Here is an 18,799-nt window from a genome sequence, read left to right as displayed (position 1 = left end):
GACGGGAACGGCCGGTTAACTGGAGCTGGCTCCGAGTTCTGCGTATGGGGGAATCGCAGAACTCGGAGCCAGCGATCTCAGTATACTTCGACGGAAGACCGGAAAGTCCAATCGAAAGGTGATGATGGCCGTCACAGCCAAGGCGTTCCAGCTGTGGCGTTCCCGAATCGCACCCGAGGACACGGTGACCGACCTCTGCAGGGTCGCGGGCATCAAGCGATCCACCCTTGCCCAGCAGCTCGTCCGGGGCAAGGTGTCGGCGCCGACCATCGTGGCCATCGCCCGCGCCTACGACCTCCCGCCGGCGGAGGCGCTCGCCGAGTTCGAGGGCTACGCCGGTCTCGCGGCAGGAATCCGGATGCCCACCGACGCGGAACTCGTCAGCCAGGTCTCGCACATCGACATCCTTCGGCTGCTCGTGGCCCGCAGCGAGGACAAGGAATGCGCGGGGGCGGACCTGCAACTGGACCTCGCCCCCTTCCCGCACCGCAACTCGGTGCGGGCCTGGATCGAGGCGATCGATCCGGGTGACATCCGCCAGCAGGTGGCGGCCAGCACCGGCGTCGCCCGCCAGAACCTGTCCGCGCAGCTCACGGCGGGCCGACTCGCCCCCGAGATCGCCGTCGAGGCCGCCAGGATCGCCGGCGTCTCCCTCACGAGCGGGCTCGTGGTCACCGGGCTGCTGACGCCGCACGAGGGGGGCTGGCCGGAGGACGGGCGTGCGCGGGCCCTGTGCGCCATGAGCGACCTCGACCTCGTCTTCCTCGCCCGCGACCGCCTCGACGTCCTCGGCAAGCAGATCCGGCGGGCCGAGCTCGACGACGGCAAGGACCGCGCCATGTGGGAGAACCTGGGATGACGACGACGATCCAGTGGGCGGCGTTCGGCCTCTGCGCCGCCGGAGCCGCGGTCCGTGTCCCGGGGCTGCGGGAGGGCCGGGGGCGCACCATGTTCATGGCGCTCGTGCTCCTCACCCTCGCCGTCGGCCTTTCCCTCGATCCCATCTACCTGGCGGTGGATGCGGTCCTCGGCGGAGGCAACGTCGCGAACCTCCTGCTGCGCCTCGCCCTGTACGCCGTCTTCCTCCTCTTCGGCATCCGGATGGCCGCGGCCTTCGACGCCGCCCGCGCCCGGCGCCTGATCGTCGGTCCCTTCGGCCTGTCGATCGTGGCCCTGACCGTCGCGGCGACGCTCTACTTCTTCGTGTCCAGTGAGCTCGGAGGAAGCTCGACCGGTCTGCGCGCCTTCGACGATCAGGACACCGTGCGGCAGTACGGCGCCGTCGGTCGCCTCTATCCCGGCTACGTCGCCGCCTGCCTCGTGGTCCCGGCGGCGCTGGCAGTCTTCGACCGGCATGCCAGGCCCATCCACCGCTTCGCGTGTGCCCTCGTGGCCTGCGGTTACGCCCTCGTGGTGGTGTTCGTGCTGCTGAGGCTGACGCCCCTGCCCCCGACGTCCTGGGACATCCTGCTGCCGTTCTCGGCGATCCTGCTGACCGTCCTCGGTCTCTGCCTCATCTGGGTCAGCCGTGTCACCGCCAGGAAGGCCTCCAACTCCCCGAACAAGCTCGCCTGACGGGCCGGTTTGCACGCCGTGCAGGAAGAGTGACGCAATTGTGTCCCGCGGGTATTCACGTTTCCATGATCGTGTGCGAAAATTATGATTATGTAACTGCCGCTTTCCGTGGGGGGTCAGCGGATCGTTACCCGGCAGGCGGGTGCTTCCATCAGAACGGGGTGGATCCACCTGTTGGTCTCGCGCTGGGGGACGCACGAAGGGCACCATCCGCTACATATCGACAGCGGCTGGTGCCCTTCGCGGTGGTGCGGGTTATGCGGCGTCGTGGTCCGTCTCGATGATGCGGGCCAGGGCCTCGAGCGCGTTCTCGGCACCGTCACCCTCGGCGCGCAGGACGACGACATCGCCGTGCGAGGCGCCGAGACTCATGAGGGACAGGATGCTCGACGCGTCCATGGCCTCCTCGGCGGGCTCGCCGTCCATGGCGATGGTGACCTCGAGGGGAAGCTCGCCGGCCGCCTCTGCGAAGATCGATGCCGGACGGGCGTGCAGCCCCACGCGACTCGCGACGGTTGCCTTGCGTTCTGCCATGATGTGCTCCTTGTTGGTGAAACGGGTTCAGGTACAGCCAAGCCGACCGGGGGTCAGGCTGCAACCGGCTCGGTGGCGGGGGCCGGCGTCTTGCGGGTCGCGTAGCGCTTGAGGGCGATCACCGCGAGGGCCGAGATGACCGTCCCGACCAGGATGGCAAGTAGGAACATCGGGAAGTCGCCGATGGCGAAGAACACGAAGAAGCCGCCGTGGGGGGCCTGCGAGGTGACGCCGGCTCCCATGATGATCGCGCCGGTGGCCGCGGCGCCCAGCAGGGATGCCGGGATGACACGCAGCGGGTCGGCAGCGGCGAACGGGATGGCGCCCTCGGAGATGAAGCTGGCGCCCAGCAGCCAGGCGGCCTTCCCGTTCTCCCGTTCCGGCGCGGTGAACCGGTTGCGGTCGAGCAGGGTGGCCAGGGCCATGGCGAGCGGCGGGACCATGCCCGCGGCCATGACGGCCGCCATGATCTGCAGGGGTGCGACGTTGTCGATCGATGCGGCTCCGAGTCCGGCGACGGCGAAGGAGTAGGCGACCTTGTTGACGGGGCCGCCGAGGTCGATGGCCATCATGAGCCCGAGGATCACGCCGAGGCCGACGGCTGCCGTGCCAGTCAGGCTGGACAGCCAGTCATTGAGGCCGGCGGTGAGCGCGGCGATCGGTCCGCCGAGCAGGAGGAACATCAGGCCGGAGGCCACGATGGAGGCGACGAGCGGGATGATGACCACCGGCATGAGGCTCCGGAGCCAGCGAGGCACGGACAGGCGGCCGATCATCATGGCGGTGTATCCGGCGAGCAGGCCGCCGACGATACCGCCGAGGAATCCTGCACCCATGAACCCGGCCACCGCGCCGGCGACGAAGCCGGGGGCGATGCCGGGACGGTCCGCCAACGCGTACGCGATGTAGCCGGCGAGGGCCGGGACGAGGAACCCGAGCGACAACTGGCCGATCTTGAAGGCCACGGCCCCGAGGTACTCGCCGAGCCCTCCGGCCGGTAGGTTCGTGAGGCTGTTCTCGAGGACCACGGCGTCCGCGGTCTCGGTGATGAGGTAGCCGCCCAGGAGGAACCCGAGCGCGATCAGCAGGCCGCCGCCGGCGACGAACGGGATCATGTAGCTGACACCGGTGAGCAGTGCGCGCTTGAGCGTGCTGCCCACGCTGTCCCGGCCGCCGTCGTCGTCCGCCTGCTGGTCCCCGGCCGTGCCGGTGACGCGCCGTGCGTTCGGGTTCCCGGCCGCGGCGATGGCCTCCTCCACCATCTCGCCCGGCTCGTCGATGCCGCGCTTGACGGGTGAGCTGATGACGGGGAGTCCGGCGAAGCGCTGCTTGTCGCGGACATCGACGTCGACGGCGAAGATGACGGCGTCGGCCGCGGCGATGACCGCGGGATCCAGCGGCGTGGCGCCGGAGGAACCCTGGGTCTCGACCTGGAGGTCGATCCCGCGCTCCTTGGCCGCCGCGACGAGGGAGTCGGCCGCCATGTACGTGTGGGCGATGCCGGTGGGGCAGGCGGTCACGGCCACGAGGCGCCGCACCTTCGTGTCCGTGGCACGCCCGGTGTCGACGGCGGGTCCCGTGGCGTCGGTCCCGGCGGGCGAGGTGCCGAGCGTTGCGGCGGCCTCGCTCGTGCGGGAGCCGGCGGCTGACCCGGCGGGAGTGCCGGCGGAGTGGGCTCCGGCGGTGCCGGTGGCCGGCATCTCACCGAGGCCGAGGGCGCCGTTGACGAGGGCGACGACGTCGGCCGGTGACTGTGCGGCGCGCAGCGACGCGGTGAAGTCCTTCTTGATCAGTGACCGCGCGAGCTTGGACAGCAGCTTCAGGTGCTCCTGGTCGGCTCCGTCGGGGGCGGCGATGAAGAACACGAGGTCCGCCGGGCCGTCCTTGGCCCCGAAGTCCACGGGCGGGGACAGGCGGGCCATGACGAGGGTCGCCTCCGACACGGCCGTGGAGCGGCAGTGCGGGATGGCGATGCCGCCGGGGATGCCGGTCGAGGTCTTCTCCTCCCGGGCGAGGGCGTCGGCGTACAGGCCGTCGACCTCCGTGGAGCGGCCCTCGGCGGCGACCCGCTCCGCGAGATGGCGGATCACCGAGGAACGGTTCTCCCCCAGGTTTTGGTCCAGAGTCACGAGCTCCGGGGTGATGATGTCGGACATCAGAATTCCTCCTGTTGGGGCCCTGCGATGGACCCGATTGCGCTCGGTACGATCACGGGCTGCGTGACCTTGAGGGGTGTGACCGTGACGACGGCCGGCGTCGTCAGATCGAGGGACGGCACAGTGGAACCGGGAAGTGCGGCGGCCGCCGATCCGTGGGCGACGGCCTGGCGCAGGCAGTCCTCGGGGCGTTCTCCTGCGGAGTGCGCCAGCAGGTAGCCGGCCAGTGCGGAATCGCCCGCACCGACCGTGGAGCGTGCCGTGACGGGCGGGTGCACGGCGTGCCACGCTCCCGCGTCCGTCACGAGCAGGGCGCCCCTGGATCCCAGGGTCGCCAGGACCGCTCCCACCCCCGCGGCGATGAGCACCGCGCAGGCCGTCGCGGCCAGATCGTGGTCCTGCTCGAGCTCGTCGCCCGTGCCGATACCTGTCAGTTCGCTCAGTTCCTCGGCGTTCGGCTTCAGCAGGTCCGGGGCAGGGACGCCGGCAGCGGCCTCGGTGAGGGGGTCGCCGCTGGAGTCGATCGCGACGAGGGGAGCCTTCGGTCCGTACGCCTCCCGCACCGCAGCGGTGACGGTCGTGTAGAAGGTGGGCGGAACCCCCGGGGGCAGGGACCCCGCGAGGACCAGCCAGTCCGCGCCGTCACTCTCCGCGACGACGACGGCGAGGAGTTCCTCCAGAAGGGCGGGGGAGAGTGCGGGGCCGGGTTCGTTGATCTTCGTCGTCGTGCCGTCCGGCTCGGTGATCGCCGTGTTGATGCGCAGGCCTGCCTTGATGGGCAGGTTGCGGAACGGGAGGGAGATACTGCGCAGGCCCGCGAGGACCGCGTCGTCGTCGTCGCCCGGCAGGACGGCGAGGGTGGGAGTGCCCGACATGGCGAGGGCGCGGCTCACGTTCACGCCCTTGCCGCCGGCCTCCTGCACCACGTGGACGGCGCGCTGGACGGCGCCGCGCGCCAGGGGCGCGGTCAGCTCGACGGTGCGGTCGATGCTCGGGTTCGCGGTGAGGGTCACGATCACGCGATGATCACCTCCACGTCGGCGTCGGAGAGGGCCCGGGCGAGGGGGCCTTCGGGTGCTCGGTCGGTGATGAGGGCATCGATATCCTCCAGGTAGGCGAAGCTGGTCAGGGTCTCCTCGTCGAACTTCGACGAATCCGCCAGGAGCACCACGCGCCGGGCGGAACGGACGATGGCGGTCTTCACGGCAGCTTCGTCCAGGTCGGGTGTGCTGAGGCCGAAGCCCGCCGCGAGCCCGTTGGCGCCGATGAAGGCGATGTCCGCGCGGAGGCGGGAGAACAGGGCCACCGTGCTGCTGCCGACGGCGGCGCTGGTCAGTGCGCGGACGCGACCGCCCACGAGCTCCACGCTCAGGCCCGCGGCGGAGACCAGGGCCGCGATCGGCACGGAGTGGGTGATCACGGCCAGGCCCGTCCGGCCCTCCTCGACGAGCAGATCCGCGAGGGCGCCGGTGGTGCTGCCGGCGTCGAGGACCACGGCACCGGTCTCGGGGACGAGTGCAAGGGCTGCCTGCGCGATGCGCCTCTTCTCCGGGGAGTGCTGCTCCGAGCGGCTCGACAGGCTCGGTTCGTTCGTCGTCGCACCGCTTCCGGCGATGGCGCCTCCATGGACGCGCCGCAGGACGCCGTCGTTCTCGAGGAGCGCGAGGTCCCTCCGGACGGTCTCCTTGGTGATCCCGAAGCGCGAGGAGAGCCCCGCGACGGTGACGCGACCGTCGGCGGAGACCAGGCTGCTGATCTGGCGGTACCGCTCTTCCGCGAACATGGGACTCCGTCGTCGTGCCGCCGGGGAACCAGCGGAATGTGGTTTTGTCTTCGTTTGAGTGACTCTATCTTCGCTTAGGTGTGACGTCAAGCACTTTTTGGTCGCCGGAGAATCCGTGGAGTGACACATGCGGAGGAAGACGCAGATACACGAAAGGCCGGGACGATGTCCCGGCCTTTCGTGTGCGAGTCGAGATCAGAGACCCGAGTCGCGGACCTCGTTGCGCGTGATGGTCTCCCCTGTGGTGGGGTCGACGACGGATCGCGACTCCGAGACGCGGTTCTGCCGGCGCGGGGCCGCGAGGAGGAGGGAGGCGATCAGGCCGACCACGCCGACCGCCATGAGGATGTAACCGACCAGGGTGATGTCGACGAAATTGACCTCGGCCTGAATAGCAAAAGCAAGAATTGCACCGAGTGCAATGAAAAAGATGGAAGAACCAATGCGCATTAGTGTTACTCCTTCAGTGGGCCCGATGGGAGTTTCGAAAGTATTCATGCAGCGGCCCTGCTTCCAGTGCCGCCCACTCCCGGGGCGGCCCGCCTGGCGTCATCCTACGGGCCGGTAGGGCGAGTGCACCGGAGGTGTGGTGACGCGTCCGCTGTTATGTCCATAACAATTTGGGGAAGATTCACCCACTCCATGCTAAGTAGGGGCTCCATGCTAAGTAGGGTTAGCGTGATGCAGGGAGTCCACCCTAAGCAGGCTGATGAAGTACACTGGAACCGAGTTGCACTCCGGTGCATCGAACTATCAGGCAGTGGTCCGCCCTCGGGGCGGCCCACTGAATATCACTCAAGGAGCATCTTATGGGAATTATCGGTTGGCTTATTCTGGGCCTCCTCGCCGGCGCGATCGCAAAGCTCATCCTCCCGGGTCGTCAGGGTGGCGGGTGGGTCATCACCCTCGTCCTCGGCGTCGTCGGCGCCCTGCTGGGCGGCTTCATCGGTAGTGCGATCTTCGGCGTCAGCATCAACGGCTTCTTCGATCTCTCCACCTGGCTGCTGGCCATCGGTGGCGCGCTGATCGTGCTCGTCATCTACGGTGCCGTCACCGGCCGTAAGGGCTCGCGCGTCTAGTTCAGCAGTACCGACTGCACCGTGGGGGAGCAGTTGCCGAAAGGGCGTCACCGGTCACCGGCGGCGCCCTTTCCTGTTGACCCACCCCGGGGCGCTCTGCGCCGGCAGCAGAACACCGGCACGACGGCGCACACCCCTCCTAGAATTTCTGTCAGCAGCACACCGATCACCCGCGGAAGGATCACGATGTTTGGCCGTAACAAGGAGAACCAAGCCGTGAAGGCTGCGAACGGAACGCTGTTCGACAAGGACGGCAACCCGAAGCCCGCCATCCTGCGGAGCATCGAACGCGCCCTGGACATCCAGCGCCCCCTGATCATCGCCAACATCGACCGACTCCGCCGCCACCATCCGGAGGCGTCCCCCGCGGAGCTGACGCGGCTGCTCGAGCGCGACTACCTGCGCGCGACGACGCTCACCGGCGTCGCCGTCGGCGCGACCGCCGCCGTCCCCGCCGTCGGCACCGTTGCCGCGCTCGGGCTGTCCGCCGCCGCGACGGTCGGGTTCCTCGAGGCCACCGCGCTCTACGCGGAGTCGGTCGCGGAACTGCACGGCGTCCGCACGGAGGACCCGGAGCGGTCCCGCACCATGGTCATGGCCATCCTCATGGGCCAGGAGGGTACCGCGTTGATCCGCTCCGTCCTGGGGGCGTCCGCCGGGCAGGGAGCGCCCCAGTACTGGGGTCAGCTGGTCAACAAGTCCGCTCCGGCGTCCCTCGTGAAGACCCTCACCGGGTCCATCCAGCGGACCTTCATGAAGAAGTTCCTCGCCAAGCAGGGCGGGTTCATGCTCGGACGCGCGCTGCCGTTCGGCGTCGGCGCCGTGATCGGCGGGAGCGGCAACCACGTCATGGGCAAGTCCGTCATCCGCACCACGCGGGAGGCCTTCGGTCCGCTCCCGCGGACCATTCCCGGGGAGCTGGCCGAGGTGCTGCAGCTGCCCGAGCCGCGGAAGAAGCGGGCCTAACCGAAGATCGCGTGGGCCACCGAGAAGATCAGCAGGCCGGCCAGCGAGCCGACCACGGTGCCGTTGATACGGATGAACTGCAGGTCCTTGCCGACCTGCAGTTCGATCTTCCGCGATGTCTCCTCGGCATCCCAGCGCCCCACCGTCTCGGAGATGACGCCGGCGATCTCGCTGCGGTAGGTGCGCACCGCGTAGGAGGCGCCGTCGGCGATCCATAGGTTGACGCGGTGGGCGAGGTCGGCGTCGCTCGTCAGGCGGGCCCCGAAGTCGCGGATGGCCGCCTTGAACTTCGAGGTCAGTTCGCTGTCCGGGTCATTGACGGCCTCGAGGAGGGCGGTCTTGATGGTCGCCCAGGTGCGTGCGGTGAGGTCTCGGACCCGGGGATCGTCGAGCAGCTGGCCCTTGATCTCCTCGGCCTTCGCGATCGTCTCGGGCTTGTGCTGCAGGTCCCGGGCCAGGTCCCTGAGGTATTTGTCGATAGCGAGCCTGACGTCGTGCTGCTGGTCGTCCTGGATGGCGCGGATGAACTTCGACAGTTCCGCGTGGACGCGATCCCCGACGACGCCGTCCACGAGGCGCGGCACCCACGTGGGGGAGCGCTGCGCGACGACCCGCGTCACCACGGCGTAGTTGGCGTCCACCCAGTCGGCGGCGCGGTCCACCAGCAGGTCCACCAGCTGGTGGTGGTGACCGTCCTCGAAGACCCGCTCGGCGATGCTACCGATCGGCGGGCCCCAGGGCGGATCCAGCAGGTGCTTCCGAACCATGGATTCGATCACGCCCTGCACGGCGTCGTCATCGAGGACCGTGAACATGCCGCGGATCAGCGCCGCTCCCTCCGCCGCCACGCGGTCGGCGCTCTCCGGCTTCGTCAGCCAGGCGCCGGCCTTCTGGGCGATACGCGCGGAGTCCAGCTTGGCCCGCACCACGTCCTCGGAGAGGAAGTTCTCCTCCACGAACTGCCCCAGTGATTCGCCGATCTGGTCCTTCTTGCGCGGGATGATCGCGGTGTGCGGGATGTTCAGGCCCATCGGGTGCTTGAAGAGGGCTGTGACGGCGAACCAGTCGGCCAGCGCACCGACCATGCCGCCCTCGGCCGCAGCCCTGACGTACTGCAGCCAGGGGTAGGTGTCCTGCAGCGCGAAGGCCACCACGAAGATCACCGCCATGAGACCCAGCAGGCCGGTGGCGAGCATCTTCATGCGGCGGAGGGCGGCGGCCCGCTCCACATCGGTCCCGGTCATCTGAGCATCCACCTCCCGAGTCTATCGAGGGCGGGCCCAACCCACCGTGGTCCAGCGGCCATGGGCGCCCGATCGGGCGGTCGCGTACCGTGGGAGGACATCGAACACCATGTGAGGGGATGCCTGTGCCTCCTGTGATCTTCGCTCATCGCGGCAGCAGCGGCACTTACGCCGAACACACCCGCGCTGCCTACCTGCAGGCCCTCGCGGACGGCGCCGACGGCGTCGAGTGCGACGTCCACCTGACCCGGGATGAGCAGCTCGTGTGCATCCATGACACCACCCTGGACCGCACCACCAGCGGGACCGGCCGGGTGGCCGACCACACGCTCGAGCAGCTGCGCGCGCTCGACGTCTCCTCCTGGAAGGGCGCGAGCATCCCGGCCGAGTACGGCGGTGTGTCCGAGCAGTTCCTCACGCTCGCCGACCTGATCCTGCTGCTGCGCCGTGCGGGGCGTCCGGTCCGGTTGGCGATCGAGCTGAAGCACCCGAGCCCGTTCGGCCTGCAGCTGGAACATGCCCTGATCGCCTTCCTCATGGACGAGGGGTGGGACCCGGAGTCGTCGATGCTCGGGAGCATCGAGGTGAGCTTCATGAGCTTCAACCCCGATTCCATGCGGCAGCTCGCCGAGTCCGCGCCGGCCCACGTGCTCTGCCAGCTGGTGTCGGACCTGAAGCCGCAGGAGGTGCGCGACGCGCTGCGCCTCGGCCCGATCACGGAGGGGGCCCTGATCATCGTCATGCGCCGCGCCCTGAGGGAGGGCGAGCAGCTCGTGAACCATCATCAGGTGGGCATGGTGGGGCCGGGCATGCGGTACACGCGCACCCATCGCGGACGGGTGCGCCGCTGGGTCGAGGACGGCGTCCGGGTGCGGGTCTGGACCGTGAACTCGGTCAAGGACGCACTGTACCTCGCGGAGCTCGGGGTGCAGGAGATGACCACGGACTACCCGGCACGGATCAGTGCGGCCTTCGGGAGCGAGCGCGGCTGACCGCGCGCTCGTGCCGGGCGTGTGATTGAGTTGCAGGATGCAATCCCCGATCGAGGACTACGCGCTCCTGTCCGATCTGCACACCGGTGCGCTCGTCTCCCGGAAGGGCAGCGTGGACTGGCTCAGCTTCCCCCGGTTCGACTCCGAGTCGGTCTTCGCCGCGATGCTCGGCACGCCGCAGCACGGCCGCTGGCTGCTGGCGCCGGCGGCGGACGCCGAGGTGGTGGAGCGCAGCTACATCGATTCGACCTTCGTCCTCCAGACCCGCTGGCGGACCGGCGAGGGTGAGGTGCTGGTCACCGAATTCATGCCGGTCACGGACCGCCGGGCCAACGTGGTGCGCCGGGTCCAGGGGCTCCGGGGCACCGTCACCATGCGGCAGGAGTTGCAGATCCGCTTCGGGTACGGCGACATCATGCCGTGGGTCACGCAGGGGACGCACGACGGCGGCCCGGTCCTCCTGGCCATCGCCGGACCCGACGCGCTGCTCCTGCGGGGGCCGCGGCTGAAGGCCAGGGACCATCGCCACGAGGGAACGTTCACGGTGGGCGCGGGCGACGTCGTCGACCTGGAACTCGTGTGGTACCCCTCGCACCGCGGGAAGCCGGACGCCCTGGACGTCGACGTGGCGCTCGACCACACCATCAGCTACTGGCGCGCCTGGGGTGCCAGTTGCACGGTCGAGGGGGACTACTCCGACGCCGTCCGGCGCTCCCTGCTGGTCCTGCGGGCCCTCACGCACGAGGACACGGGCGGGATCGTCGCCGCCCCGACGACGTCCCTGCCCGAGCAGTTCGGCGGTTCCCGCAACTGGGACTACCGCTTCTGCTGGCTCCGCGACGCCGCCCTGACGCTCGAGGCCATGATGACGCACGGCTTCTCCGAGGAGGCGCTGGAGTGGCGGAACTGGCTGCTGCGGGCGGTTGCCGGGGATCCCGCCGACCTGCAGATCATGTACGGGCTGGCCGGGGAGCGGCACCTGCCCGAACGCGAGCTCGGACACCTGCCCGGCTACGCCGGCTCGACGCCCGTGCGCGTGGGCAACGGCGCCGTCGACCAATACCAGGCCGACGTCGTGGGCGAGGTGATGGTCGCGCTCGAGAAGCTGCGCATCCACGGCGTCACCGAGGACAGCTTCTCGTGGCCGCTCCAGCGTGCCCTTCTGGGGTTCGCGGAGAAGCACCTCCACGACCGGGATCACGGGATCTGGGAGATGCGTGGCGAGCCCCAGCACTTCACCCACTCGCGGGTGATGATGTGGGCGGCCTTCGACTGCGCCGTGCGCGCGGTCCGGGACCACGGTCTGCCCGGCCACCTGCAGCGCTGGACGGAGATACGGGACGGTCTGCGCAAGGAGATCCTGGAGCACGGCTTCAACGCCGAGCTGGGCTCGTTCACCCAGGTGTACGGCGGGACGGAGGTGGATGCGTCCCTGCTGCAGCTGCCGCAGGTCGGCTTCCTCGGCTTCGACGACCCGCTGATGCTGGGCACCGTGGAGCGGATCGAGGCGGATCTCCTGGACGGCCACGGGTTGCTGCTGCGCTACCGCACCGGCAATTCGGACGACGGCCTCGAACCCGGGGAGCACCCGTTTCTCGCCTGCTCGTTCTGGCTCGTCGAGCAGTACGCGCACGGCGGCAGGCCCGACGACGCCGCGCGGCTCATGGATCAGCTCGTGGGCTACGCGAACGAACTCGGCCTGCTCGCCGAGGAGTACGACCCCGCCGTCGGACGCATGGCGGGCAACTACCCGCAGGCGTTCTCGCACCTCGCCCTCGTGCGGGCCGCCGACGCGCTGCAGCGGGCGAACGGGAAGGCCGACCCTTACGAGGCGATGGCCCGGGACCAGGCGTGAACGGCAAGAGCCCGGCCACCAGGGCCGGGCTCCCGCCGTCGTACTCGTCCAGATGGGCCGCTAGAGCGTGACGCCCTGGGGCTTGAGGACCACCTTGATGGTGCCGTCCGTCTTCTTCTGGAAGTGCTTGTACGCCTCCGGTGCCTCGTCGATCGAGACCTCGTGGGTCATGAGGTCCATGACGCCCAGGGGGTCCGAGGGATCCTCGACGATCGGGAGGAGCTCGTCCGTCCAGCTCCGGACGTTGCACTGGCCCATGCGGAACTGGATCTGCTTGTCGAACATGGTCATGAGCGGCATGGGGCTCGCCATGCCGCCGTACACCCCGCTGAGGGAGATGGTTCCGCCGCGGCGGACGGCGTCGACCGCGGAGTGCAGCACGCTCATGCGGTCACTGCCACCGGTCTCCATGATCTTCTGGGCCATCTTGTCCGGCAGGACGCCCACGGCGTTCTGGGCGAAGGCACCGACGGGGGATCCGTGGGCCTCCATGCCGACGGCGTCCACGATCGCGTCGGGGCCGCGCCCGTCGGTCATGCTGCGCAGTTCCTCCGCGGTGTCCTTCGTGAAGTCGAGGGTCTCGATGCCATGGCGTTTGGCCATCTCGCGGCGTTCGGGAACCGGCTCGACGGCGATCACGCGGTGGCCGAGGTGCCGGCCGATGCGTGCGGCGAACTGGCCCACCGGCCCGAGGCCGTACACCGTGAGGACGCCGTCCTTGGGGACGTCCGCGTACTGCACGCCCTGCCAGGCCGTGGGAAGGATGTCCGAGAGGTAGAGGTAGCGCTCATCCGGCAGTTCGGCGCCGACCTTGACCGCACCGTAGTCGGCGAACGGGACGCGCAGGAACTCCGCCTGGCCGCCGGGCACGGACCCGTACAGCTCGGAGAAGCCGAACAGGGACGCGCCGGAGCCCTTCGAGTGCACCTGGGTGGTCTCGCACTGCGACTGCAGGCCGCGCGTGCACATGAAGCAGTAGCCGCAGGAGATGTTGAACGGGATGACGACGCGGTCGCCGACCTTCAGGTTGGTGATGCCGGAGCCCACCTCCTCGACGATGCCCATCGGCTCGTGGCCGAGAATGTCGCCCTTGTGCATGTAGGGGCCGAGCACCTCGTAGAGGTGCAGGTCCGAGCCGCAGATGGCGGTCGAGGTGATGCGCACGATCGCGTCCGTGGGTTCCTGGATCGTGGGATCAGGGACGTTCTCCACGCTGATGTTGCGCTTGCCCTGCCATGTCACTGCCTTCATGTAGTGCTCCTCCGGGTAGTAAGTAGGCTTCCCTTCCCACTATTCACCCCTTCGCCCGGAATGGAAAGTCGGAGCCCGCGGTCGCCTAGCCTTGTCAGGTGGTGCTTCTCCGATCTCCGGCCGTCCGTGTGGCCTTCTCCGTCGCGATCGCGACCGGCCTGTACGGGCTGTCCTTCGGCGCGCTGTCCGTGGCGGCGGGCCTGGACCTCCTCCAGACCATGGCGCTCAGCCTCCTGCTCTTCAGTGGTGGGTCACAGTTCGCGTTCATCGGCGTGATCGCCGGCGGGGGGAGCGGCGTCTCGGCGATGTCGGCCGCTGCCCTGCTGGGGATCCGCAACGGCGTGTACGGCATGCAGGTCAACGTGCTGCTCCGGCCGTCCCGCTGGCGGAAGCTGCCGGCTGCGCACCTCACCATCGACGAGTCCGTGGCCACGGCGACGGGCCAGACCGACCCGGACGAGCAGCGCCGCGGGTTCTGGGCCGCCGGGATCGGCGTCTTCGTGCTGTGGAACCTCTTCACGCTCGTGGGGGCGCTGGCGGGCAACGCGATGGGCGATCCCGCCCGCTGGGGGCTCGACGGCGCCGCGGTCGCCGCGTTCCTGGGCCTGCTGTGGCCGCGCATCCGCTCGCGCGAGCCGGCGGCGATCGCCGTCGTGTGCGCCGTCGTCACGCTCATCGCCGTGCCGCTCGTCCCGCCGGGCGTGCCGATCCTGCTCGCGGCCGTCGTCGCCGCCGTGCTCGGGCTCTCGGGCCTCGGCCCGGCGACGGAAGGCCTCGAGCCCGACGTCGAGCCCTACCCCTCGGGGCATGCCGGCCCGGGCTCTGCCGGTTCGGGGCAGGGGACCGCATGAGCCTGTGGGGGTGGGTCCTGCTCGCGTGCGCGGTGTCGATCGCCACGAAGTTCCTCGGCTTCCTCGTCCCTGCGCGGATGCTCGACAATCCGCGGATGCTGCGCGTCGCCGGGTCGCTCACCATCGGTCTGCTCGCCGCCCTGACCGCGACCAACACGTTCGCGTCGGGTCAGGGCCTCGTCGTCGACGCCCGGGTCGTGGCACTGGCGGCGGCCGCCGTCGCCCTGTGGCTGCGGGCGCCGTTCCTCGTGGTGGTCGCGGTCGGGGCGTTCGCCGCCGGCGTGGCGCGGCTACTGGGTGCGGCGTAGCGCCGGGAGCCCTGCGTCCTGGGACGTTGTTGCCCACTGTCCGGGCTGTGTCCGTGGGGCTGTAGGTATTCCTCCCACCGAACGGACCGCTCCAGGGGGAGGAAGCGCCGATCACCGGCCGGCATGGCCCCGCGGTCAGGTTGGGGGGCGCGGCACGAACATGATCAGCGCCACCCCGACCAGGCAGACCGCCGAGCCGAGGAGGTCCCAGCGATCGGGCCGGAAGCCGTCGACGATCACGCCCCACGCCAGCGACCCGGCTACGAACACCCCGCCGTACGCGGCGAGGATCCGCCCGAAGTTCGCATCCGGCTGCAGGGTCGCCACGAAACCGTAGGCGCCGAGGGCCATGATCCCGAGTCCGGCCCACCACCACGGCCTGCCCTCACGGACCGCTTGCCAGATGAGCCACGCCCCGCCGATCTCCGCCCCCGCGGCGAGCACGAACAGGAGGGTCATGCGCAGGATCGTCACGGGGCCGGCCTTCCCTACGCGGCAGGCTGGGAAGCGCCGACGACGGCGGCCGTCGCCTCCGCGATCGCGGCCTCCTCGTCGGTGGGCACCACGAGCACGGGGAACGCCGACGCCTCGGTGCTGATGATCCGGGCCTCCCTGCTGCGCTCGCCGTTCCTCGCCTCGTCGAGTTCCAGGCCGAGGGCACCCAGTTTGCCGACGACGGCGGTGCGGAACGCTGCCGCGTTCTCGCCGATGCCCGCGGTGAACACGAGGGCCTGCGCCCCGCCGACCGCCACGTGGTAGCCGCCCACGTACTTCGCGAGCCGGTAGGAGGCCACGTCGATCGCACGCTGGGCCCGGTGGTCACCGGCGTCGGCGGCCTCGGTCACGGAGCGCATGTCGTTGGTGCCCGCGAGGCCCTTGAGCCCGCTGTTGCGGTTCAGGAGGGTGTCGAGGTCCTGTTCGGTGTAGCCCTCGCGGAGGAGGAACAGCAGGATGGACGGGTCGATGTCGCCCGACCGGGTCCCCATGACCAGCCCCTCCAGGGGCGTGAAGCCCATGGACGTGTCGACGCTCTCGCCGTCGCGCACGGCGGTCACGGAGGCGCCGTTGCCGAGGTGCGCGATCACGCCCGTGAACGTGTCAGCGCCCAGCAGTTCCGCGGCGCCGCGCGCCACGAACGCGTGCGAGGTGCCGTGGAAGCCGTACCGCCGGATACCGAACTTCCGGTACAGCTCGTCCGGCACCGCGTAGCGCCAGGCGTGCTCCGGGAGCGTGCGGTGGAAGGCGGTGTCGAACACGGCGACCTGCGGCATGTCCGGCCACTTGTCGGTGATGGCGCGGATGCCGGTGACGGCGGCCGGGTTGTGCAGGGGCGCCAGGGGGTTGAGGCGCTCGATGGCCCGGGTGATCTCGTTGTCGATGAGCACCGGTTCGCTGAAACGCTCGCCGCCGTGGACCACGCGGTGCCCGACGGCGTCGATCCCGCGGTCGCCGAGGGCCGCGGACACCTCGCCGTCCACGCGGTCGAGCGCCGCCGCGTGATCGGGGACCTCGGCCTCACCGATGCGCTCGACGAGGCCCTCCGCGAGGACGTCGTCGCCGTCCCGGACCTGGTACTTGAGCGAGGATGAGCCGGAGTTGATGACGAGGATGATCATGGGGTCCTGTCCAGTGGGATTCGGGCGGAAGGGATTCGGGCGGAAGGGTCAGGAGGCGGCGGGCTGCTGGGCCTGCACCGCGGTGATGGCCACGGTGTTGACGATGTCCTCCACGGTGCAGCCGCGGGAGAGATCGTTGACGGGCTTGCGCAGGCCCTGCAGGACGGGCCCGACGGCGACGGCCCCGGCGGACTGCTGGACGGCCTTGTAGGTGTTGTTCCCCGTGTTCAGGTCCGGGAAGATGAACACCGTCGCCTGGCCGGCCACCGTGGAGTCGGGGAGCTTCGAGGCCGCGACCGAGGCGTCGACGGCGGCGTCGTACTGGATGGGCCCCTCGACCGCGAGGTCGGGGCGCTGCTTCCGGACGAGCTCCGTGGCGCGCCGTACCTCGTCCACCGCACCGCCGGAACCCGACTCGCCCGTGGAGTAGGACAGCATGGCGATGCGCGGCTCCACGCCGAACTGCTCGGCCGTCTCCGCGGAGGCGACGGCGATGTCCGCCAGCTGCTCCTCGTCGGGCTCCGGGTTGACCGCGCAGTCGCCGTACACGAGCACGCGGTCCTGCAGCAGCATGAGGAACACCGAGGAGACGATCTTCACGCCGTCCTTGGTCTTCACGAACTCGAGTGCCGGCCGGATGGTGTTCGCCGTGGTGTGCGCCGCGCCGGACACCATGCCGTCGACCTTCCCGAGCTGCACCATCATCGTCCCGAAATATGCCCCCTCGAGCATGCGCTCGCGAGCCTCCTTCATCGAGACGTTCTTGTGGGCGCGGAGGCGGACGTATTCGGTGGCGAACTCCTCGCGCAGGTCCGACGTCGCCGGGTCCACGAGGGCGAGGCCGCTGAGGTCGATGCCCTGGCCGGCGGCGAGTTCGCGGACGCGCGCCTCGGGTCCGAGGACGGTGAGGTCGCAGACGTCGCGGCGCTGCAGGATCTCGGCGGCCTTCAGGACCCGGAGGTCCTCGCCCTCGGGGAGGACGATGTGCTTGCGTTCCGCCCGGGCGCGTTGGATCAGTTCGTGCAGGAAGCGCAGCGGGGTCATGCTGACGGGCCGGGGGAGTTCGAGGCGTTCGAGCAGTTCGTTCTCGTCCACCTGCCGCGACCAGGCGCCCAGTGCGGCAGCGGCCTTGCGGCGCAGTCCGCTCGCGATCTCCCCTCGGACCTCACTCACGCGGCGGGCCACGGTGTAGGTGTCGTCGTCGAGCGCGAACACGGGGAACGGCGCCTGGGCGAGAAGGGCCAGGATATTGGGATCGGGGGTGAGCCCGCCGGTCAGGAACAGGGCCGAGGGCACCGGGAACTCGGGGGAGAACGACGACGCCAGGGTTGCCACCAGGACATCCGCCCGATCGCCCGGCACGATCACGAGGGCGCCGTCCGTGAGCAGGTGCAGGAAGTTGCCGACGTTCATCGCGGCGACGCGGACGCTGGTGACGTCGCGTTCGAGGTTCGAGTTCCCGGCGATCTGCCGGGCGCCAAGGTCCACGGCGACCTCGGACACGGTGGGCTGGGAGATCTCGTACAGCTCCGGGATGACGTAGACCGGGCGGCCCGAGCGGCCGGGGCGGACCTGCTCGCTGATGGCGGTGACGGCGTCGTCGGCCGCGCGGTTGACCATCATCGCGAGGAGGGACACCTTGGCGGCGTCGAGTTCGCGGCGGGCCACGTCCACGGCGTCGGCGGCCTCCTCGACGGACATGTCCTTCGCGCTGACGACGGCGAGGACCATGGCGCCGAGGTTGTTGGCCAGGCGTGCGTTGAGGTCGAACTCGACGGCGGCATCGTTGCCGGAGAGATCGGTGCCCTCGACGATGACGACGTCGCACTCCGCGGCGATCTCGCTGTAGATCGCGACGCAGCGGGCGTCGATCTCGGCGCGGTCGCCCGTGACGAGCAGAGCGCGGGCCTCGGCACGGGTGAGGCCGCCGCGGGCCCGGGTCTCGGGGAGGTCGAACGCGCGCTGCATCAGGCGGACCATGGGATCCGCGGTGGGATCGCCGCCCTCGACGATCGGCCGGAAGAAACCGACGCGGTCGGCGTGCCGGTGCAGCATATCGGCCAGGCCCAGGGAGATCAGGGACTTGCCGGAGCCGTTGGTCATGGCGCTCACATATATTCCGCGGGTCATGGGCCAAGTCTTACAGGCTCGCGGAGGCCCCGCCATAATCGATGTCACGCCGTCGACCGGAAGCCTTGACCCCTCCCGACGCCGGGCGTAACGTACAACCACATGGTTGTAGAAACGTTGAGGCAGGACGAAGTGGACCGCCTGTTCCAGGCGCTCGCCGATGCGACGCGGAGGGACATCGTGGCGCGCGTCCTGGTTGCCGAGTACTCGGTATCCGGTCTGGCCGAGCAGTACGACATGAGCTTCGCGGCGGTCCAGAAACACGTCGCGGTGCTGGAGAGGGCCTCGCTCGTCTCCAAGGAGAAGCGCGGACGGGAGCAGATCGTGCGCGGAGAGGTCGACGGCGTGCAGAGGGCACGGCGCCTGCTCGACGACTACGAGAGGATCTGGCGGCAGCGCGTCGACCGGATCGAGGACATCCTCGGCGAAGACGAGGATCGAACCTAGGAAGGCAGCATC

At 69.7% G+C, this 18,799-nt stretch carries 19 protein-coding genes; 9 read left to right on the top strand and 10 right to left on the bottom strand.

The annotated features are described in order from the left end of the window. The first annotated feature begins 121 nt into the window (after positions 1 to 121). Positions 122 to 859 carry a helix-turn-helix domain-containing protein gene (locus C4K88_RS11865; protein ID WP_306418614.1) on the top strand — a complete coding sequence of 246 codons (738 nt, stop codon included), beginning with the start codon at positions 122 to 124 and terminating at the stop codon, positions 857 to 859. Further along, positions 856 to 1,575: a hypothetical protein gene (locus C4K88_RS11860; RefSeq protein WP_104121849.1), complete on the top strand. Its 720-nt coding sequence runs from the start codon at positions 856 to 858 to the stop codon at positions 1,573 to 1,575. The genes C4K88_RS11865 and C4K88_RS11860 overlap by 4 nt, the downstream gene beginning before the upstream one ends. A gap of 255 nt (positions 1,576 to 1,830) precedes the next feature. Here the strand turns inward: C4K88_RS11860 and C4K88_RS11855 are convergent, their stop codons facing one another. The 5 genes from C4K88_RS11855 to C4K88_RS11835 all read right to left on the bottom strand — a co-directional run bounded on the left by C4K88_RS11855 (position 1,831) and on the right by C4K88_RS11835 (position 6,498). Further along, positions 1,831 to 2,109 carry an HPr family phosphocarrier protein gene (locus tag C4K88_RS11855; RefSeq protein WP_104121848.1) on the bottom strand — a complete coding sequence of 93 codons (279 nt, stop codon included), beginning with the start codon at positions 2,107 to 2,109 and terminating at the stop codon, positions 1,831 to 1,833. A 53-nt stretch (positions 2,110 to 2,162) separates the two neighbouring features. Next, positions 2,163 to 4,265, bottom strand: coding sequence for a PTS fructose transporter subunit IIABC (locus C4K88_RS11850; protein ID WP_104121847.1), 2,103 nt, complete (start codon positions 4,263 to 4,265; stop codon positions 2,163 to 2,165). Next, positions 4,265 to 5,284, bottom strand: a complete 1,020-nt coding sequence (locus tag C4K88_RS11845; RefSeq protein WP_104121846.1) for a 1-phosphofructokinase family hexose kinase — start codon at positions 5,282 to 5,284, stop codon at positions 4,265 to 4,267. Before C4K88_RS11845 ends, C4K88_RS11850 begins: the two co-directional genes overlap by 1 nt. Next, entirely contained in the window at positions 5,281 to 6,048 is a 768-nt protein-coding gene (locus C4K88_RS11840) for a DeoR/GlpR family DNA-binding transcription regulator (RefSeq protein ID WP_104121845.1), read from the bottom strand. The genes C4K88_RS11845 and C4K88_RS11840 overlap by 4 nt, the downstream gene beginning before the upstream one ends. 195 nt (positions 6,049 to 6,243) lie before the next feature. Further along, positions 6,244 to 6,498, bottom strand: a complete 255-nt coding sequence (locus C4K88_RS11835) for a DUF6458 family protein (RefSeq protein WP_104121844.1) — start codon at positions 6,496 to 6,498, stop codon at positions 6,244 to 6,246. A gap of 359 nt (positions 6,499 to 6,857) precedes the next feature. Here C4K88_RS11835 and C4K88_RS11830 point away from each other — a divergent pair, with 359 nt between their 5' ends. Further along, on the top strand, positions 6,858 to 7,127 hold the full coding sequence (locus C4K88_RS11830) for a GlsB/YeaQ/YmgE family stress response membrane protein (RefSeq protein ID WP_104121843.1): 270 nt from the start codon (positions 6,858 to 6,860) through the stop codon (positions 7,125 to 7,127). 216 nt (positions 7,128 to 7,343) lie between these two features. Continuing rightward, complete coding sequence (locus tag C4K88_RS11825) at positions 7,344 to 8,093, top strand: hypothetical protein (RefSeq protein WP_241521891.1); 750 nt, start codon at positions 7,344 to 7,346, stop codon at positions 8,091 to 8,093. Here the strand turns inward: C4K88_RS11825 and C4K88_RS11820 are convergent. Next, on the bottom strand, positions 8,090 to 9,337 hold the full coding sequence (locus C4K88_RS11820; RefSeq protein WP_104121841.1) for a DUF445 domain-containing protein: 1,248 nt from the start codon (positions 9,335 to 9,337) through the stop codon (positions 8,090 to 8,092). The genes C4K88_RS11825 and C4K88_RS11820 overlap by 4 nt on opposite strands. 119 nt (positions 9,338 to 9,456) lie before the next feature. On the opposite strand from C4K88_RS11820, the gene C4K88_RS11815 reads away from it, so the two are divergent. Both C4K88_RS11815 and C4K88_RS11810 read left to right on the top strand, forming a co-directional pair. Continuing rightward, positions 9,457 to 10,329, top strand: a complete 873-nt coding sequence (locus C4K88_RS11815) for a glycerophosphodiester phosphodiesterase (RefSeq protein WP_104121840.1) — start codon at positions 9,457 to 9,459, stop codon at positions 10,327 to 10,329. Positions 10,330 to 10,366: 37 nt separating this feature from the next. Next, the gene (locus C4K88_RS11810; protein WP_104121839.1) at positions 10,367 to 12,184 is read left to right on the top strand and encodes a glycoside hydrolase family 15 protein; all 1,818 of its coding nucleotides are present in this window, start codon (positions 10,367 to 10,369) and stop codon (positions 12,182 to 12,184) included. 60 nt (positions 12,185 to 12,244) lie between these two features. On the opposite strand, the gene C4K88_RS11805 is transcribed toward C4K88_RS11810, so the two are convergent. Then, positions 12,245 to 13,435 carry a zinc-dependent alcohol dehydrogenase gene (locus C4K88_RS11805; protein WP_104121838.1) on the bottom strand — a complete coding sequence of 397 codons (1,191 nt, stop codon included), beginning with the start codon at positions 13,433 to 13,435 and terminating at the stop codon, positions 12,245 to 12,247. Between the two features lie 98 nt (positions 13,436 to 13,533). Here C4K88_RS11805 and C4K88_RS11800 point away from each other — a divergent pair, with 98 nt between their 5' ends. Next, a complete protein-coding gene (locus tag C4K88_RS11800) occupies positions 13,534 to 14,286 on the top strand; it encodes an AzlC family ABC transporter permease (RefSeq protein ID WP_104121837.1) in 753 nt (250 codons plus the stop codon). Next, on the top strand, positions 14,283 to 14,594 hold the full coding sequence (locus tag C4K88_RS11795) for an AzlD domain-containing protein (protein ID WP_104121836.1): 312 nt from the start codon (positions 14,283 to 14,285) through the stop codon (positions 14,592 to 14,594). The genes C4K88_RS11800 and C4K88_RS11795 overlap by 4 nt, the downstream gene beginning before the upstream one ends. A gap of 135 nt (positions 14,595 to 14,729) precedes the next feature. Here the strand turns inward: C4K88_RS11795 and C4K88_RS11790 are convergent, their stop codons facing one another. From C4K88_RS11790 to pta, 3 genes are read right to left on the bottom strand one after another with little or no spacing between them, the layout of a single operon-like run. Next, positions 14,730 to 15,053 (bottom strand): YnfA family protein, encoded by a 324-nt coding sequence (locus C4K88_RS11790; protein WP_277621652.1) that lies wholly within the window; start codon positions 15,051 to 15,053, stop codon positions 14,730 to 14,732. A gap of 29 nt (positions 15,054 to 15,082) precedes the next feature. Beyond that, the gene (locus C4K88_RS11785) at positions 15,083 to 16,210 is read right to left on the bottom strand and encodes an acetate/propionate family kinase (protein WP_104121834.1); all 1,128 of its coding nucleotides are present in this window, start codon (positions 16,208 to 16,210) and stop codon (positions 15,083 to 15,085) included. Between the two features lie 48 nt (positions 16,211 to 16,258). Beyond that, on the bottom strand, positions 16,259 to 18,340 hold the full coding sequence (gene pta, locus C4K88_RS11780; RefSeq protein WP_104121833.1) for a phosphate acetyltransferase: 2,082 nt from the start codon (positions 18,338 to 18,340) through the stop codon (positions 16,259 to 16,261). A 102-nt stretch (positions 18,341 to 18,442) separates the two neighbouring features. Here pta and C4K88_RS11775 point away from each other — a divergent pair, with 102 nt between their 5' ends. Further along, entirely contained in the window at positions 18,443 to 18,787 is a 345-nt protein-coding gene (locus tag C4K88_RS11775; RefSeq protein WP_104121832.1) for an ArsR/SmtB family transcription factor, read from the top strand. The last annotated feature ends 12 nt before the right edge of the window (positions 18,788 to 18,799 follow it).

This window comes from Arthrobacter pityocampae, from assembly GCF_002927275.1.
GTDB lineage: Bacteria > Actinomycetota > Actinomycetes > Actinomycetales > Micrococcaceae > Arthrobacter_D > Arthrobacter_D pityocampae.
The sequence above is the reverse complement of the archived record's forward strand: the minus strand, read 5'-3'. Positions and strand labels throughout refer to the sequence as shown.

Bases quoted from the DNA above. Each gene is read 5' to 3' on its own strand.
- C4K88_RS11865 (WP_306418614.1), top strand. From the start codon at position 122: ATGATGGCCGTCACAGCCAAGGCGTTCCAGCTGTGGCGTTCCCGAATC.
- C4K88_RS11860 (WP_104121849.1), top strand. From the start codon at position 856: ATGACGACGACGATCCAGTGGGCGGCGTTCGGCCTCTGCGCCGCCGGA.
- C4K88_RS11855 (WP_104121848.1), bottom strand. From the start codon at position 2,109: ATGGCAGAACGCAAGGCAACCGTCGCGAGTCGCGTGGGGCTGCACGCC.
- C4K88_RS11850 (WP_104121847.1), bottom strand. From the start codon at position 4,265: ATGTCCGACATCATCACCCCGGAGCTCGTGACTCTGGACCAAAACCTG.
- C4K88_RS11840 (WP_104121845.1), bottom strand. From the start codon at position 6,048: ATGTTCGCGGAAGAGCGGTACCGCCAGATCAGCAGCCTGGTCTCCGCC.
- C4K88_RS11835 (WP_104121844.1), bottom strand. From the start codon at position 6,498: ATGCGCATTGGTTCTTCCATCTTTTTCATTGCACTCGGTGCAATTCTT.
- C4K88_RS11830 (WP_104121843.1), top strand. From the start codon at position 6,858: ATGGGAATTATCGGTTGGCTTATTCTGGGCCTCCTCGCCGGCGCGATC.
- C4K88_RS11820 (WP_104121841.1), bottom strand. From the start codon at position 9,337: ATGACCGGGACCGATGTGGAGCGGGCCGCCGCCCTCCGCCGCATGAAG.
- C4K88_RS11815 (WP_104121840.1), top strand. From the start codon at position 9,457: ATGCCTGTGCCTCCTGTGATCTTCGCTCATCGCGGCAGCAGCGGCACT.
- C4K88_RS11810 (WP_104121839.1), top strand. From the start codon at position 10,367: ATGCAATCCCCGATCGAGGACTACGCGCTCCTGTCCGATCTGCACACC.
- C4K88_RS11805 (WP_104121838.1), bottom strand. From the start codon at position 13,435: ATGAAGGCAGTGACATGGCAGGGCAAGCGCAACATCAGCGTGGAGAAC.
- C4K88_RS11795 (WP_104121836.1), top strand. From the start codon at position 14,283: ATGAGCCTGTGGGGGTGGGTCCTGCTCGCGTGCGCGGTGTCGATCGCC.
- C4K88_RS11790 (WP_277621652.1), bottom strand. From the start codon at position 15,053: ATGACCCTCCTGTTCGTGCTCGCCGCGGGGGCGGAGATCGGCGGGGCG.
- C4K88_RS11785 (WP_104121834.1), bottom strand. From the start codon at position 16,210: ATGATCATCCTCGTCATCAACTCCGGCTCATCCTCGCTCAAGTACCAG.
- pta (WP_104121833.1), bottom strand. From the start codon at position 18,340: ATGACCCGCGGAATATATGTGAGCGCCATGACCAACGGCTCCGGCAAG.
- C4K88_RS11775 (WP_104121832.1), top strand. From the start codon at position 18,443: ATGGTTGTAGAAACGTTGAGGCAGGACGAAGTGGACCGCCTGTTCCAG.